This is a genomic window from Campylobacter sp. LR291e, assembly GCF_008633915.1.
In the GTDB taxonomy this organism is placed as follows: domain Bacteria; phylum Campylobacterota; class Campylobacteria; order Campylobacterales; family Campylobacteraceae; genus Campylobacter_D.
In genome coordinates this window covers 92,639-108,205 of the sequence record NZ_VJNV01000026.1, presented here as the reverse complement: position 1 = coordinate 108,205, position 15,567 = coordinate 92,639, and the positions used below count along the sequence as shown (strand labels likewise).

General features: G+C 28.5%; 20 protein-coding genes and 2 pseudogenes. 13 read left to right on the top strand and 9 right to left on the bottom strand.

Annotated features, from left to right (window positions below; translation table 11 throughout):
• Positions 1-3: 3 nt before the first annotated feature.
• Entirely contained in the window at positions 4-1,818 is a 1,815-nt protein-coding gene (locus tag FMM58_RS06115; RefSeq protein ID WP_150151911.1) for a Na/Pi cotransporter family protein, read from the bottom strand.
• 288 nt (positions 1,819-2,106) lie between these two features.
• Here FMM58_RS06115 and FMM58_RS06110 point away from each other — a divergent pair, with 288 nt between their 5' ends.
• From FMM58_RS06110 to dnaK, 3 genes are read left to right on the top strand one after another with little or no spacing between them, the layout of a single operon-like run.
• Positions 2,107-2,892: an HrcA family transcriptional regulator gene (locus FMM58_RS06110; RefSeq protein WP_150141052.1), complete on the top strand. Its 786-nt coding sequence runs from the start codon at positions 2,107-2,109 to the stop codon at positions 2,890-2,892.
• Positions 2,889-3,407: a nucleotide exchange factor GrpE gene (gene grpE, locus FMM58_RS06105; protein WP_150151914.1), complete on the top strand. Its 519-nt coding sequence runs from the start codon at positions 2,889-2,891 to the stop codon at positions 3,405-3,407. The genes FMM58_RS06110 and grpE overlap by 4 nt, the downstream gene beginning before the upstream one ends.
• 21 nt (positions 3,408-3,428) lie before the next feature.
• Positions 3,429-5,306 carry a molecular chaperone DnaK gene (gene dnaK, locus FMM58_RS06100; protein ID WP_150141048.1) on the top strand — a complete coding sequence of 626 codons (1,878 nt, stop codon included), beginning with the start codon at positions 3,429-3,431 and terminating at the stop codon, positions 5,304-5,306.
• A gap of 175 nt (positions 5,307-5,481) precedes the next feature.
• Here dnaK and FMM58_RS06095 read toward each other — a convergent pair whose 3' ends face one another.
• From FMM58_RS06095 to FMM58_RS08755, 4 genes are all read right to left on the bottom strand, one after another.
• Positions 5,482-5,664: a hypothetical protein gene (locus FMM58_RS06095; protein ID WP_150141046.1), complete on the bottom strand. Its 183-nt coding sequence runs from the start codon at positions 5,662-5,664 to the stop codon at positions 5,482-5,484.
• 95 nt (positions 5,665-5,759) lie between these two features.
• Positions 5,760-6,230: a hypothetical protein gene (locus FMM58_RS06090; RefSeq protein WP_150151917.1), complete on the bottom strand. Its 471-nt coding sequence runs from the start codon at positions 6,228-6,230 to the stop codon at positions 5,760-5,762.
• A 42-nt stretch (positions 6,231-6,272) separates the two neighbouring features.
• Positions 6,273-6,413, bottom strand: a complete 141-nt coding sequence (locus FMM58_RS08760) for a hypothetical protein (protein ID WP_190317962.1) — start codon at positions 6,411-6,413, stop codon at positions 6,273-6,275.
• Positions 6,414-6,787: 374 nt separating this feature from the next.
• Entirely contained in the window at positions 6,788-6,931 is a 144-nt protein-coding gene (locus tag FMM58_RS08755) for a hypothetical protein (RefSeq protein ID WP_190317961.1), read from the bottom strand.
• Between the two features lie 241 nt (positions 6,932-7,172).
• Here FMM58_RS08755 and FMM58_RS06085 point away from each other — a divergent pair.
• The 8 genes and pseudogenes from FMM58_RS06085 to FMM58_RS08740 all read left to right on the top strand — a co-directional run bounded on the left by FMM58_RS06085 (position 7,173) and on the right by FMM58_RS08740 (position 10,777).
• Positions 7,173-8,030: pseudogene (locus FMM58_RS06085) on the top strand (hypothetical protein).
• Positions 8,031-8,144: 114 nt separating this feature from the next.
• Positions 8,145-8,285: a hypothetical protein gene (locus FMM58_RS08750; protein ID WP_190317960.1), complete on the top strand. Its 141-nt coding sequence runs from the start codon at positions 8,145-8,147 to the stop codon at positions 8,283-8,285.
• Positions 8,282-8,686: a hypothetical protein gene (locus FMM58_RS06080; protein WP_150151920.1), complete on the top strand. Its 405-nt coding sequence runs from the start codon at positions 8,282-8,284 to the stop codon at positions 8,684-8,686. The genes FMM58_RS08750 and FMM58_RS06080 overlap by 4 nt, the downstream gene beginning before the upstream one ends.
• Before the next feature lie 268 nt (positions 8,687-8,954).
• Positions 8,955-9,116 carry a hypothetical protein gene (locus tag FMM58_RS08745; RefSeq protein ID WP_190317959.1) on the top strand — a complete coding sequence of 54 codons (162 nt, stop codon included), beginning with the start codon at positions 8,955-8,957 and terminating at the stop codon, positions 9,114-9,116.
• Positions 9,117-9,440: 324 nt separating this feature from the next.
• On the top strand, positions 9,441-9,632 hold the full coding sequence (locus FMM58_RS06075) for a hypothetical protein (protein ID WP_150151923.1): 192 nt from the start codon (positions 9,441-9,443) through the stop codon (positions 9,630-9,632).
• Complete coding sequence (locus FMM58_RS06070) at positions 9,604-9,843, top strand: hypothetical protein (protein WP_150151926.1); 240 nt, start codon at positions 9,604-9,606, stop codon at positions 9,841-9,843. Before FMM58_RS06075 ends, FMM58_RS06070 begins: the two co-directional genes overlap by 29 nt.
• A gap of 20 nt (positions 9,844-9,863) precedes the next feature.
• A pseudogene (locus tag FMM58_RS06065) lies at positions 9,864-10,451 on the top strand (cysteine peptidase family C39 domain-containing protein).
• A gap of 152 nt (positions 10,452-10,603) precedes the next feature.
• Entirely contained in the window at positions 10,604-10,777 is a 174-nt protein-coding gene (locus tag FMM58_RS08740; RefSeq protein WP_190317958.1) for a hypothetical protein, read from the top strand.
• A 304-nt stretch (positions 10,778-11,081) separates the two neighbouring features.
• Here the strand turns inward: FMM58_RS08740 and FMM58_RS06060 are convergent, their stop codons facing one another.
• The 4 genes from FMM58_RS06060 to FMM58_RS06050 all read right to left on the bottom strand — a co-directional run bounded on the left by FMM58_RS06060 (position 11,082) and on the right by FMM58_RS06050 (position 13,711).
• Complete coding sequence (locus FMM58_RS06060; RefSeq protein ID WP_150141036.1) at positions 11,082-11,306, bottom strand: hypothetical protein; 225 nt, start codon at positions 11,304-11,306, stop codon at positions 11,082-11,084.
• Between the two features lie 113 nt (positions 11,307-11,419).
• Positions 11,420-11,572, bottom strand: a complete 153-nt coding sequence (locus tag FMM58_RS08735; RefSeq protein WP_190317957.1) for a hypothetical protein — start codon at positions 11,570-11,572, stop codon at positions 11,420-11,422.
• A 412-nt stretch (positions 11,573-11,984) separates the two neighbouring features.
• On the bottom strand, positions 11,985-12,866 hold the full coding sequence (locus FMM58_RS06055; RefSeq protein ID WP_150152090.1) for a polysaccharide deacetylase family protein: 882 nt from the start codon (positions 12,864-12,866) through the stop codon (positions 11,985-11,987).
• Positions 12,845-13,711 carry a carbon-nitrogen hydrolase family protein gene (locus FMM58_RS06050; protein ID WP_150152093.1) on the bottom strand — a complete coding sequence of 289 codons (867 nt, stop codon included), beginning with the start codon at positions 13,709-13,711 and terminating at the stop codon, positions 12,845-12,847. The genes FMM58_RS06055 and FMM58_RS06050 overlap by 22 nt, the downstream gene beginning before the upstream one ends.
• Positions 13,712-13,843: 132 nt before the next feature.
• On the opposite strand from FMM58_RS06050, the gene radA reads away from it, so the two are divergent.
• Together radA and FMM58_RS06040 are read left to right on the top strand one after the other, a co-directional pair.
• Positions 13,844-15,181 carry a DNA repair protein RadA gene (radA, locus tag FMM58_RS06045; protein ID WP_150141030.1) on the top strand — a complete coding sequence of 446 codons (1,338 nt, stop codon included), beginning with the start codon at positions 13,844-13,846 and terminating at the stop codon, positions 15,179-15,181.
• A 1-nt stretch (position 15,182) separates the two neighbouring features.
• Entirely contained in the window at positions 15,183-15,560 is a 378-nt protein-coding gene (locus FMM58_RS06040; protein ID WP_150141028.1) for a hypothetical protein, read from the top strand.
• Positions 15,561-15,567: the final 7 nt, after the last annotated feature.

Here is a 15,567-nt window from a genome sequence, read left to right as displayed (position 1 = left end):
CCCTTAATCTTTATGTATTTCTTCATCTATTAATTTTTGAGATGAATCGCCTAATTTATCATTCATGTGATAAACTAAAATTTCACTAGAATGCGTTAAATCATTTGCTATACTTTTTGCTAGTGCCATATCATTCATAATAGAACTTGCTATTGTATCGGTGATTCTATTATATCTAATGTGAGAATCAAGAGAACTTGATGATATAGAATCATATTTTTTAACATTATAATTAAGTTCTTCAATCAACTCCTTAACCCCTTCATTATCTTGTGCTTCAATGAGTGCTTGGGCTAATCTAAGTGTCCTTAATAGATTTTTTCTAATCCCATCATACTCATTTTTTATAACCTCGTTTGTAGAAAAGGCATATTTTATAATATTTATTTGCAAGGTTTGGGCTGATTTTATAGCTGTTGCCATAAATAAATTTGCCCTTCTTAAATCCATAAATTCAGCACTTATTTCAGAATCATCACTTAAAGCACTTGCATCCACTGCAAATTCTAAGATATTAGAATAAATTCCTTTAAATTTGTTTTGATATTCTTCGTCAAAATTCATCTCAATAGGGCGATTCCTACGAGATATTAACTCATCAACATTTTCTTCTGTGTAAATATCACCCGAATTTAAACTAATTGCCCTTGATACTAAATTTGTAGTATTTTTAAACAAATGCTTACTTTCAAGATATAAAACCTCTAAGGCACTATCGCTAAATTCTAAGGCACTTTCAGTAAGATAAACTGGTTGTTCGATATGTGATTTTCTAGGATTTACCTTTATTATTTTATTTAAAAAGGTACACATTTGAGATATAAAAGGATAGAAAATAACCACGCCTATAATGTTAAAAATAGTAGCAAATAATGAAAGTTTTAATACTAAATCATCACTTGCAATGCCTACAAGTTCAGCCCCCACTTCAGTCATCCAAAGATAATATTTAAAGAAAACAATGGCTAAAAGTGCAACAGCTATATTAAAAAATACATGCGTTGCAGTAAGTTTTTTACCCTCAATATTTGAATTTAAGGAACCAATAACGGTCATAATGGTACTTCCCACATTTGCCCCTATTACTATGGCTATTGAGTTTTCATAAGAAATTTCACCAGCATTTAAGGCAACTATTGCTAGGGTTAGGGTAGCGTGAGATGATTGGGTTAGGGTCGTGATAAAAAAGCCTATTAAGACATAAACTATAAGCCCTAAAAAGCCTTGCATTTGAAATTGAGAAATATCAATGCTTTCTTTGAAATTTTCAAAACCTTCTTTCATATAAGAAATGCCTAAAAATAAAAAGCCAAGTGATAATAAAAATAAGCCCAGTCCCTTTACTTTTTTGTGTTTATTTATGAAAAATAAGACCCCAAAGACTATTAAAGGCATTGCATAAAGTGAAATTTGAGATTTAACACCGAAAAAACTCATAATCCAAGCACTAAGAGCTGTGGATAAATTCACCCCATAAATCATTGCCACGCCAGAACTTAGAGTAATCAAACTAGCACTTAAAAAAGAAATGGCAATAACTGAAACAAGACCACTAGATTGCACAAAGGTAGTTAGCACAAAGGCAAAAATGAAAGATTTAAAATTCGTATTTGCTACCTTGTCTAAAAACTGGTCTAAAATTCCACCAGATAATATTTTAAAGCTTTCTTGTAAAAGAGTCATTGCAAATAAAAATATACAAATTCCGGTAAAAAGCGTTAAGAATGAAGTATGTTCTAGTAAAATTGTAAGTAAAAACAAAGATAAAATTGTTGGTACTATAATTCTAAATATGGTCCATGCTCGTTTTTTAGTCATTAATCTACCTTGTGATTTTTAAATAAAGTATAATTATACTTTAACTAAACTTAAAATAAGCATTAAATTTTAAATTTCATTGTAAATTTATTACAAAATTACAGCTTTTAAATATTTTTTTAAGTTTTTTAATACTTTATAAATATATACTAATTTAAATTGAGTTTATAAGACTAAATAAAATTAAGTGAAATTTTTTATAATTATACTTGACAAATTAACACTCAATGTTATATAATGCTGTTAGCACTTTAAGAAAGGAGTGCTAAATTTAAAGGATAAAGCTTAATGAAAAGTAGAAATAAAAGGGATTTGATTTTAGAATCTATAATTCAAACCTATTTGCTTGATAATGTTCCTATAGGTTCAAATGAGTTAAATTCCACCCTTTGCATACCAGCTTCTACAATTCGCGTTTATCTTAAACAATTAAGCGATGAGGGAATTTTAAGTAAGATTCATTTAAGTAGTGGGCGAATTCCTACCATTTTAACTATGCAAAATTACTGGGAAAATAACCTTGATACTATGTTTGAATTAGATATTAAGAATATAGATTTTTTATATGATTTAAGTAAGAAATTTGAAATTTATTGTCTAGTTTATGCAGGCAGGGATATAATCTTTAAGGAATTATTTAGCTTAAATAATAAATTTATAATTTTGGACTTTGAAGAAAGTGAAATAGCCTTAAAATATCAAGATGAAGCCTTTAAATTTTTAAAAACATTAATAGGCTTTGATTTATTTAGCCTTGAAGCCTTAGCATTAAGATTAAAATTTTTTGAATTAGTAGAAAAAATTGATAGCTTAAAGCAAAATTTACTTATGTTTAGAAGTAATGAAGAAAGGGCTTATCAAATATATAAAAATGATGATTTTGTAAGGCTTTTAGATAGTGGAATTAATCGTTATTTTACAAAAAATATAGAATTTGAACCACTTTTTAAAGAAGGCTTTATGGGTCTTAAAATAGATACTAAATTTTTAGGAAAGAATGCAAATATTATATTAGCAGGTAGTGTTTATACAGATTATAAAAAGATATTAAATCAATTAAAGGAGGTAGCGTGAGCGAAGAAGTCAATTCACAAGATACGCAAAAGGATGAAAATTTAGAAGAAGGTGTGCAAGAACTTCAAACGCACAAGGAGGAGATTTTACAAAAAGAACTTAATGATTTGCGTGATAAGTACATGAGGGCAAATGCTGAATTTGAAAACATTAAAAAAAGAATGGAAAAGGAAAAGCAAAACGCTTTAATTTATGCAAATGAAAGCTTTGCTAGGGATTTGCTTGAAGTAATTGACGCATTAGAAGCAGCTATTCGCGTAGAGGCTAATGATGAGATTAGTAAAAAAATCAAAGAAGGAGTTGAGATTACTTTAGAATTATTTTTAAAGAAACTTGAAAAACATGGGATTAAGGCTATAGATGACTCAAAGGAATTTAACCCTGATTTACACGAGGCTATGTATCATATTGCGAGTGAAAATCATAAAAGTGGTGAGATAATTGAGTCCTTACAAAAGGGTTATACAATTGCACAGCGTGTGATTAGACCTACAAAAGTTAGTGTTGCAAAATAAATTCAATAAAAAGGATAAAAAATGAGTAAAGTTATAGGCATAGACTTAGGAACAACAAATTCTTGTGTTTCTGTTTATGAAAGGGGTGAAAGCAAGGTTATACCAAATAAAGAAGGTAAAAATACAACACCTTCTGTAGTTGCTTTTACTGATAAGGGTGAAATTTTAGTAGGCGATAGTGCCAAAAGACAAGCTGTTACAAATCCTGAAAAGACTATTTATTCTATTAAAAGAATTATGGGCTTGATGATTAATGAAGAAGCAGCTAAGGAGGCAAAGGATAGATTGCCTTATCATATTACTGATAGAAATGGTGCTTGTGCTATTGAGATTGCAGGTAAAATTTATACTCCTCAAGAAATTTCAGCTAAGGTTTTAATGAAACTTAAAGAAGATGCTGAAGCCTTTTTAGGAGATAAGGTAATAGATGCAGTTATAACCGTTCCTGCGTATTTTAATGATGCTCAAAGAAAGGCTACAAAAGAAGCAGGGCAAATTGCAGGGCTTAATGTTTTGCGTATTATAAACGAACCAACAGCAGCAGCCCTTGCTTATGGGCTTGATAAAAAAGAAAGTGAAAAAATCGTAGTTTATGATTTAGGAGGTGGTACCTTTGATGTTACCGTGCTTGAAACAGGGGATAATGTAGTAGAGGTACTTGCAACTGGAGGTAATGCGTTTTTAGGAGGCGATGACTTTGATAATAAATTAATAGACTTTTTAGCATCTGAGTTTAAAAACGATACTGGCATGGATATAAAGGGCGATTTTATGGCTATGCAAAGGCTTAAAGAAGCAGCAGAAAATGCTAAAAAAGAGTTAAGCTCAGCTCAAGAAACAGACATAAATCTACCTTATATAACAGCCGATGCAAGTGGTCCTAAACACCTTGTTAAAAAGCTTACAAGGGCTAAATTTGAATCAATGATTGAAAATTTGGTTAAAGAAACAATTACAAAGATTAATGAGGTTGTAAAAGATGCCGGGCTTAATAAGGGCGATATTAAAGAAATCGTTATGGTAGGGGGTTCTACACGCGTTCCTCTAGTACAAGAAGAGGTTAAAAAAACTTTTGGAAAAGACCTTAATAAATCAGTTAATCCTGACGAAGTAGTAGCCATTGGTGCTGCTATTCAAGGTGCGGTAATTAAGGGCGATGTTAAGGATGTGCTTTTACTTGATGTTACGCCACTTTCGCTTGGTATTGAAACATTAGGTGGGGTTATGACTAAGATTATTGAAAAGGGTACTACTATTCCTACTAAAAAAGAACAAACTTTTTCAACCGCTGAGGATAATCAAAGTGCAGTTACTATCAATGTTTTACAAGGTGAAAGAGAATTTAGTAGGGATAATAAATCCTTAGGAAATTTCAATTTAGATGGCATTCCACCAGCTCCAAGAGGTGCGCCACAAATTAATGTTACCTTTGATATTGATGCAAATGGAATTTTAACAGTGTCAGCAAAGGATAATGCTACAGGTAAGGCACAAGAGATTAAAATCACAGGTTCAAGTGGATTAAGCGATGAAGAGATTAATAGAATGGTAAAGGATGCTGAAATTCACAAAGAAGAGGATAAAAAACGCAAGGAAACAGTTGATGCTAGAAACCAAGCTGATAGTTTAGCACATCAAGTAGAAAAATCTTTAAGTGAGCTTGGTGAAAAGGTGCCTAGTGAAGATAAGCAAAATATCCAAAAGGCATTAGATGAGCTTAAAGAAACACTTAAAAATGAAAATGCTACAAAAGAAGAGATTGAAAGCAAAATGAAAACTTTAAGCGATTATTCTCATAAGTTAGCTGAATCTATGTATAAAAAAGATGACAATAATCAAGCAGACACATCTAAACAAAATAAAAAAGATGATGATGTAATCGACGCTGAAGTCGAGTAATCTTTACTCTAACCTTTAAGGTTAGAGTTTAAGTTTTTATATCAATTTTAAAATTTTTTACATTATGCAATTTTTCTAAAAGTTTTATTATGCTTGTTCCCTTATTTTTTCAACTTCTAAGAAATTTAAGAAAAAATTTTTAGCTATATTATCTTTTGTGTAAGTTTGAGTGTTTTTACTTTTGCTTTGTATGGGCGTGAAAGTTATTATTTTTAGACTCATTTTCATTATTTTCATTACTAAGTATATCGTTATTAATTTGAGTATTTTGCTTTTCTTGTAAGGTTTTATTATTTAATTCTTCTAATTTTAACCATTCTTTCTTAAATTCTTCAATATCATTCATTGTCATAGACATAAGCAAAACTTGTCTTAAAATTTCACTATTGCCAACTTCTGTTATAGAATGTTCGTCTAAAAATTGGCCTAAGGCTTTTATTTCATCAAGTCCGTTTATTTACCTATTATAATAGTATCTCCTTGGGTTATATGATAACTTGCATTAATTTCTTTATCCAAATTTTTAATAAAAAGCACTAACGCATCGCCCTTACTTATGCTTTGATTATTTTCAATATCAAAATTTATTGAAGCTTCAATTTTAAAATTGCATCTATCTTCTTTTGATTTTGTAACATTCATAAGTTCATTTTTATTTTCATATATTTTTATTATATTAAAATTTTGAGTATCATATTGAAAGTATTTAGGAATATTTTCAAGTACTTCTTTGTTTAATTTTGTATTTTCATCATCAGAAATAAGCTGTAAAAACAGCTTATATGCGTTAGATAAGGTTTTGTTTATATCAATACTTGTAAAAAAAGCATTATTAATAGAACTCTTTTGGCTAATAATGTTTGCATATTCTTGTATATCCTTAGCATAAATTTTTATAATCACTTGGGATTCCTGTACTTTCATTAAAATCACTTGTAAAATATCCTTGACTATCTACTCCAAAGCCTAAATTTCACTTACAGCTTGTGATTTATTGTTTACTAAATTTGAAGATTGATTTAAGGTATCAGTGTTTAAATTTTCTTCTTTTGTATATTGCATGTTAGTTTGATAATTTAAATTTGTATGATTTATGTTATTTATCATCTTAATCCCTTTTTTAATAAATTAATTTTTATGTCAAATCGGTATAAACATGTTTATTTTAAACCACCAAAATATTTATCAAATTGATTTTTATACTGAATGCTTAGCTGTCTAATTATTAAATTATTATTTAAAACTTGTTTTTATTGTTTATGTATGCGTCCAGTTTTTAAATCATAAATTATTACATCATAAGTAAAATAATTGTATTTGTGCCCTGACTTTGATATTGTCCAATTATTTTTAGCCATAAATCCAACAAATAAATATAAATCTCCATTGGTTAAAGCGTTCCATTCTATATTCTCTCTATATGACATAGTATTAAATGATTTTGTGCGATTTGCAAGAGCGTAACATGAAGTTGTACCACATTAGTATAATGTTCCATAATACCCACCCTTAATCTCTTTCATCTCTTCATAACTAAGCTTTTTAATACCTGGCGAGTTATTACTTACTGTCCCATTTGTAATCTTTGCTAAAAAATCATCTGCTAAAGCAGATACTAAAACCAAGCTACTTAAAATAGTCGCACTAAGAAATTTTTTTTATTTTTTTATCCTTAAAATAATTTTTAAACTAATTAAATTATAACATAAAAAATTTTTATTTTTTGTAATTTATTTGTAATTTGTTTTAAAAGTAGTTTCCAAATTTATACATTTAAAAAATATACAAAGTTATAAAACATTGACTTCTTTTTAAATTTTTATAAACTTGATTTTTTTCTAAAAATCAAACTTTTATGTAGTAATAATGAGAAATTTTAAAATATTTTTAAGTTCTATTTTTGCATTTAATCTACTTTTTGCAAGTGATGAATTAAGCATTGTTTCTCTTTTTAAAAAGCAAATAGGCTTAAGAAGTATAACAAATTTATTACTTCTTAGTACAGGAAATGCAAATTCTTATTATTTTTATCTAAATATTACAGTAAGTGGAGATCCTACTATTTGGAATGATACTAAGCAATTAAGCTTAAATCAAAGTTTTGTTTCTATCTTGCATTCTAAATTTGATATATTAATATCAGGTGGTGGAAGTTATATAAGGCAAGAATATACGTATTTTTATACAAATGATTATTCAAGTGAAAATTCCTTTAAATTTGATTCATTATGGCTAGGTTTTATATACACCTTTGATAGTGTTGCAGACTTCATTCCACGGCTTACCTTTTAATCAGCCTTAATGCAAAGAGAAAAGGCAGTAGATGAAACAAAGAATTTTTATTTAAAATCTCAAAGCATACAAAGGACTTTAAGAGAATACAGCGACCCAGTTGTTTATAGCGTTTATACTGGTTTTGGATACAATGCAAAAAGAAAGTTTGATTTTGCTAGCGTTGAATACGGAAATAGTTTTTATATAGGTGGAGATTTATTCATAGTTTTAAGCCCAAAAATTACCTTAGATTTAGGAGCTGAACAAAGATTTCAAAATAAACAAAAGATTAATGGGGTACAAAACTCAGAATTAAGGTCAATTCCTACCTTTTCTATATTCAACCTATAGCTTAAATTCTAATACTGCTATGTCTGTAAATGCTAGCATAGGTGGAAGTTCTGCAACCTTGATTCTATATTTGCCTTAAGCTTATGGAAAAAATTTTAAAAATATAACAAATTTATACAAGATATAAGCATATTTAATAAAAAGATTAAATTTTTTAAAATAAGTACGATTATTGTGTTAGGATTTAATAAATTTTAGTTTAAAGTGGAAAAGATGAAAAAATTTATTAGTGTGGCTATTTTAAGTAGTTTGGTTTCAATGTTTGCTTTAGCAGATGATTTTTTAGCAAAGATTACAAACGGGACAGTAAGTGATAACTCACTAGGGGTAAAAAACTTAGTTATGAAAAGATGAAAGAGATTAAGGGTGGTTATAATATTTCAAATCCTGTACTTTTTCAAAATGCAAATTCAGGTTTTGGTGGTTTTATAGCACAAATCGGTGTAGTAATTCTTCCTGATATAGATAACGAAGTTAGTAATGGTGTAATGTGTGGATATGGTTATTCGACTTGTTCTTCTTATACAAATAAACAAGGATTTAATGAATTTGTTGATATAGCAGACCCAAGACAACATCAGTATTTAGCTATTACTGCTACAAAAACTATATCTGTTGGTGCTTTTGGGATACCACAATATACTTTTTCAAATAGTGGGATAGTTGTTGATTTAAATTCTAATGGAAGTGTTTATAAAATAAGAAATGCTGCTATTAAGGGCTATGTTGCTAATGATGTTTCTATTAAGAGTTAAAAATGATTTAAATAGAATTTTAACAACTTAGTACTAGTGTATTATATAAATTTTCTTTTAAGAAATATATGAGTTTTAATTTAATAAATAGAGCTGTAATATGTTAACTTCGAACTATCAAAATTATAATACTAGTTTAAATATTAATTTAAATACGCAAAGCAAAGGTTTAAAAGATTCAAGCCAAAGCGTAGCCTTAAATTCATAAAATACTAAAATTCAAATTTAGTAACTGATAAATCACAATCAGTAAGTGAAAGTTTAGGTTATGGAAGTGGATAAGGATGGATATTTTACAAGTGATTTTAACGAGGTTGCAAATATCTCAAGTGATATAAAATTTCATTCTTCAACCATGGAAAGCATAGTAAGGGCAAAGACTCAAACAAAAGCACCTTTTTATAGATTCTATAAAAGTAGATATAGCTAAAACAATAGGTAATGCTTATAATATGCTTATAGTATTGTAGGCGAGGATGTATTAAATTCAAAGGATAGTTTTACACTTAATGATATTTCTAATTTTCCACAAGGTTATGAGTATAACACAAAAACTCTTGAAGTTACACAAATTTATAGCAATAAAGAATTTACAAGTGCAGACCTTTTATATAATTACAACAATAAGGAAAATAAACTTATAAATTCTTTATTTTTCAATACTTCAAGCCTAAGTCAAATATTAAATAATAATAGTGGTGGTAAAGAATATTTAAATGTCGGCTTTTTGATTTCACTGCCACAAAATATATAAATGGTGATACATAAGCAAAGGTGGGCTTTTAATAGTGTTAATAGGGCAAATTACAGCGTTATAGAAAGTGAAATAACAATCACAGGAAAGCTTACAGGACATGACAAAAGTATAGATGAGACAAATTTAAAGTCTTGGGTACAAGCCCAAGGAATTTTTATAATTGATATTAATGATACAAGCTCAAATTAAATTAAATGATATTATGTCAAATACTGATATTTCTAAATTTAAGCAAGAATTTAGCGCCTTTGTTAAAGAACAACAAGATAAATATAAAAAAGATGAAACCAGCATTTACAAGGACCCTTTAAGTTTAATCTTTGAAGAAATAGATAGGGCAAGGAAGGAGATGTTACAAAAATTAAAAGAAATTCAACAAAGCATAGATATCAAGGATTAAAAGGTGTAGGTTGAAAGTATATTTTATTATATTTTTTTATAAGTATTAATCTTTTAAAAGCTGATTTTATCGTTAAATCTTATCAAGAAATTAAAAATGAAAGGGTGATAAGGTAAAATTATGAAGAAAGTTGCGGTGCTACGTCATTAACTACTATTTTTAATTTAATTGATAATAGCACTTTTAGCGAACTTGATATTTTACAAATGATAAATTCAAAAGATTTATACACAGATAAGCTAAGTTTTGCAGAATTAAAAGATATATCTAAAAAATTAGGTTTTAAAAGTAATTCTTATAAAACCAATAAAGAAATTTTAAATCAGCTTTTAAATATTCTTATTTTATTAAAAATATAAGATGACCCACGTTATCCAGATTTTATAGTAATTATAAATCACAAGGGTAATTATTTACAAGCACTTGACCTAAGTCATGGCGAATATTTTAGTTCTAAAAATCAGTTTTTTAGCATATGGGACAGGTATAATAATGGTTGTTATACCCCAATCATAGCCCCAAAGAAAAAATCAAAATTTTTACTTGACATTTCTAAATCTTTGAATTTTGATTTTAAGTCTTTTAGCTTATTAATCTTTATACTTTAAAATTTATCATTTGCGATAAAATTTTAAAAAGGAAAAATCAAATGAAAAATAACTTATTTGCACTTGCATTAAAAAAACATTCTATAAGAAGCTATAAAAATACGCGAATTGATAATTATATTATAAATGATATTATATAAATAGCACTTAGCGTGCCAACTTCTTTTGGGTATAAGGGCGTGGAATTTGTAGTTGTTAGAAATAAAGATATTATTTATAAAATAGGTGAGTGTAAAACATTTGGTGGTTCTCAAATCAATGGGGCTGATAGCGTAATAGTAGTAATGGTAAAAACGGCTGATAAAAGGCAAAGTGATTTTGGATAGAAGATGGGGCTATCGTATCAACATATATACTTTTAGCTACCGAATAATATAATCTTGGTACTTGTTGGGTATAAATTCGAAATAGAATAGGGTGATATGAGATCTCTGATGAAGAAATTTGCAACTTACTTAAAAAACCAAATGGCTATACCATTTTTAATCTTATCGCAATAGGTGAAAAAAACGAAATGAAAGCAGCCTATAAAGAAAGTGATTTAAATATGAACCTTGTACATAATGAAGCGTTTTGAAATCTTTGCAAAGTGCTTTGATTGTAATTTAAAATTTATTTTTATTTATAAACCTAAGTTTTTATATCAATCTTAAAATCATCTATATTATGCAAATTTTCTAAAAGTTCTATTATACTTGTTTCTTTGCTTTTTTCATTTTCTAAGAAATTTAAGAAAAAATCTTTTATTAAATTATCTCTTGTGTAAGTTTGAGTACTTTTAGCTTGTATAGGCACGAAATTTTTAGTATCTTTAACAACTAAATTATCTCCCATTGCCACTTCAAACTCTTGCACAAATTCATCATGCCTTTGTTTAAAATCAAGATATTTTTCTTTAAATTCATCAAGGCTTAAATCTTCTTTTATAAGTTCATTAAATTCATTTATAAAATCATTTGCTTTTTGTGTTATACTAGAATCAAGTTTAAAACTAATAGCATAGAAACATAAGCTTGTAATTTAGTTTTTTCTCTATCTAAACCTATAAAATCATTGCTAAGAATATTTTTAAAGGATGATTTTTCTATTTTATTAGGGTCTTTTAACTCATTTTCTTTCATAAAAAAATATTAAAAGATTGCATTTGTTTTTCATCTATATTCTTATAAGGTCCTAAAATTCTAATATTTATATCTAATTTTTTACCACGATAATCAGGTTCTTTAATATTTGATTGATTTTGTACTTCTAAATTATTTTCTTGTTTAATTTGAGTGTTTGAGATAATAGGACTATAATCTAAACTAGAATTTATATTTATTATTTTATATCCTTTATAAATTTTTATTTATAGGCTGATTTTTTAAATTTTAATACTTTTATATTATTTTAAAGTCAAATTTAAATCATAACACAAGTATCATTTTTATTTTAAAAAATTTAATTTTATATTTAAATATATTGCTATATTATATAAATTTATTACATTTTTAAGTTAGTGATTAAAAAGCACTTTGCCCAAAGGGGCAAAGTTTATTTTCTAGGAAAGTGTTTTAAGAAATGATTAGCCATAGTATCAAGTGTTACCCATTTAACGCCACTATGTTTATTTATATGTTTAATGATTCTTTCATGCATTAATAAAACCTGAGGTCTGCCACTTACATCAGGGTGAATTGTCATAGGAAATACTGCATAATCCATATTTTCATATACCCAATCAAACTGGTCAATCCACATTTTGCCAATATCTCTTGGAGAAATGAAACCAAAGCTGTTTGGAGATTTTTTAATAAACATCATAGGAGGCAAATCATCTAAATACCAATTAGCAGGAATTTCTACTAAATCAGTTTCTTCCCCTCTAATCAAAGGTTTCATCCAATCCTTAGCCTCGCCACTATAATCAATCTTAGTCCATTTATCCCCAACCCTTACATAATAAGGAGTAAAATCATTATGCATAAGACTATGGTCGTATTTTATACCATGTTTTAATAAAAGCTCATTTGTAATATTTGAAAATTCCCACCAAGGTGCTACATAACCAGTTGGCTTTTTGCCTGTTAATTTTTCTATCAATTCTATATTTTTAAGCAACACATCTTCTTCTTGCTTAGCACTCATAGCTATAGGATTTTCATGAGAATATCCGTGTGCCCCTATTTCATGCCCTGAATCAACTATCATTTGCATTTGTTCAGGGAAAGTTTCAATAGAATGCCCTGGAGAAAACCAAGTAGCTTTAATTTTGTATTTTTTAAAGAGTTTTAAAAGCCTAGGAATTCCAATCTCACCAGCAAAAAGACCTCTTGAAATATCATCGGGAGAATCCTCGCCCCCGTAACTTCCAAGCCAACCTGCAACAGCATCAATATCTACACCATAACCAACTAAAATTTCTTTTTTAGCCATTTTTTCTCCTTGATAATTTTTTTTAAGATTTTGCTATTAAGTTTTAAATCTATATCTTTAAGATAAGGCAAATTCTCCCTTTGAATAGCAACTTCTTCTAAGTCTATTTCCCTTATTAACACACCTTCTTTTTGAGTAATTTTTCCTAAAATTTCTCCTTTTGGATTAATTATCCTTGAATTTCCTGCAAATAAAAGTTCTTCTTGACTTAATTTTGAAATCTCGCTTCCACTTCTATTGCAAGCTAGAATAAATTGCCCATTTTCAAGAGCTCTTGCCTTACTAGCAAGGTCCCAAACATAGTTTCTAGCTTTTCCAAAGGCAGCCATATAACAAAGAATTTCAGCCCCCTTTAATGCTAAAAATCTAGCCCCCTCGCCAAAGCCTATCTCATAGCAAATTTGCAAACCTACCTTAACACTAAATTCATCAAAATTAAGCTTAAAAACAGGATATTCATTTCCACTTTTAAATCTTTTTATCTCATCGCCCCAAAGATAAATTTTTCTATATTTGCCTAAAATGCCTTTTTTGCCAATTACATAGGCAGTATCATAAAGCTTTGATTTTACCTTTTCTATGCTACAAGCTATCATATAAGCCTTATATGTTTTAGCAAGTTCTAAAAGCTTAGAAAAAATTTCATTTTTGCTAAAATCAAGCCCGAATTCTTTATCCCTATCCTCAATACAATAACCACTATCAAAAAGCTCAGGAAAAAGAACGATTTTTGCCCCGTCTTCAAGTGCGTTTTTTGCTAAATTTAAGGATTTTTTAAGATTGGCTTTTCTGTCGTAAGATATCGGTGAAAATTGAATTAGAGCTACCTTTAAAATTTTACTCATTTACCATCCGTTTTTTTATTTTAATTTTGTAATAAAGATTATACTTTTATATTATTAAATAAAACTTAGATGAAAATTTATATTAAATAATTTATGTTAAAATTTTTAAAATTAGTGTAAAAATGGAAAGTTATGGCTAAAAAGGTTATTTTTGAATGCGAAGCCTGTGGCAATCAGCAAAGCAAATGGCTAGGAAAGTGCCCTGATTGTGGTGCTTGGGATAGTTTTGTAGAATTAAATCAAGCCCAAATTCAAGTTTTAAAAGAAATCGCAAATGCAAGCTTAAAGCCTAGTGTGGCAGTTTGCATAAAAGATATAGAATTAGAAAATTTTAGTAGAATAAGCACAGAAGATGACGAGCTTAACATAGTTTTAGGTGGTGGCTTAGTAGAAGGTTCTTTAGTTTTAATAGGTGGTAGCCCCGGTGTTGGTAAATCCACGCTTTTGCTTAAAATAGCATCAAATTTAGCTAAAAATGGAAAAAAAGTACTTTATGTAAGTGGGGAAGAAAGTAAATCTCAAATTAAACTCCGTGCTGATAGACTTGATGCAAATACTGAAAATTTGTATCTTTTAACTGAACTTTGCTTAGAAAATATCCTAGAAGAACTTCATAAAAATAAGTATGAAATTTTAATAGTTGATTCAATTCAAACAATTTATTCTAACAAGATAAGTTCAGTTGCTGGTAGCATAAGTCAGGTTAGAGAGATAACCTTTGAATTAATGCGTTTAAGCAAGGCAGAAAATATTTCTACTTTTATAATAGGACATATCACAAAGGATGGTAGCATTGCAGGACCAAGAGTTTTAGAACATATGGTTGATGTGGTACTTTACTTTGAAGGCGATGCAAACCGAGAAATTCGCTTACTTCGTGGCTTTAAAAATCGCTTTGGAGGAACTAGCGAGGTAGGAATTTTTGAAATGAGTTCAAAGGGCTTAATATCTGCAAAAAACATAGCAAAACGTTTTTTTACAAGAGGAAAGGCAGTTTCAGGTAGTGCCTTAGGCGTTGTTATGGAAGGAAGTAGGGCGTTAATCTTAGAAATTCAAGCCCTTGTTTGTGAAAGTTCTTATCCTAAACGAAGTAGCACGGGCTATGAAAAAAATAGGCTAGATATGCTTATAGCCTTACTTGAAAGAAAGCTTAATATCCCCTTGGGTCATTATGATGTTTTTATAAATGTAAGTGGAGGCGTGAAAATTACAGAAACCGCCGCTGACTTAGCCGTGGTGGCTGCGATAATTTCAAGCTTTAAAAATAGACCACTAAGCAAGGATAGCGTTTTTATAGGAGAACTTAGCTTAAATGGTGAAATTAGAGATGTTTTTAGCCTTGATATTCGCTTAAAAGAAGCCAGTATGCAAAAATTTAAAAATGCTATAATTCCAGTAAAACCTTTACAAGACATGGGCTTAAAATGTTTTGTAACAAGTGAATTAAGTCAAGTTATAGAATGGATGTAAGATGCTTATTTTTGGACATAAACTTATAAAAAGTGATGAATTTATTTTTTTTCAAAAGGATTTTGATAAGGAAAAAATCAATTGTTTTAGCTTTGATGAAAAAAAACTTTTACTAGCAAAGACTCTTAATATTAAATGTGCAATCTATGTTAAAAATATTAATGAGGCTATTCTTTGCAATGCTTTAAATATTGAATTTATAATAAGTGATGATAAAAAATTAAGTAAAAAACTTAGTAAAATAGCCCAGTTTTACCTCTTTGATACAAAAACTTTATTTTTAGCAAATGATTTAAACGCCATTAAAACAGCTATTAAATGTAAAAGCGACGGATTATTGCTTAAAAATTTTATTATTGATTTTAAGGAATTTGAGTAGTCTTATA